This is a genomic window from Corynebacterium sp. HMSC076G08 (assembly GCF_001811515.1).
Lineage (GTDB): Bacteria > Actinomycetota > Actinomycetes > Mycobacteriales > Mycobacteriaceae > Corynebacterium > Corynebacterium hiratae.
Genome location: NZ_KV805059.1, coordinates 56,786 through 57,178 on the forward strand (window position 1 = coordinate 56,786; position 393 = coordinate 57,178).

General features: G+C 57.8%; 1 protein-coding gene. It reads left to right on the forward strand.

The window, feature by feature from the left end:
- The coding region (locus tag HMPREF2806_RS08405; protein ID WP_198531330.1) for a transposase at window positions 1-393 on the forward strand (393 nt) is incomplete at both ends.

Consider the following 393-nt stretch of genomic DNA (forward strand, 5'->3'; position numbering starts at 1 on the left):
TGGATGCCTGCCGCCAGCTTGTCTACGGCGACCCCTGTCACCTAGACGGGGTTCGTATCCTGGGAGTCGATGAACATGTATGGAAACACACCCGAAAACCAGGCCAGGTATCAAACCTGGTGACCATACTTGTTGACCTCACCCCGCTGGTGGACGGGCGTGGTCCTGCTCGTTTGTTAGACATGCGACCGGGCAGATCTGCCGACGTGCTCAGCGGGTGGCTGAAACAACGCGACCCCAGCTTCCGGGAGCAGATACAGGTGGTGACCATGGATGGGTTCACCGGTTATGCCACCGCAGTCGAAGAGCAGCTACCACAAGCAGACAAAGTCATGGACCCTTTCCATGTGGTGCATCTAGCAGCCGACAAGCTCACCAGTTGCCGACAAAGAC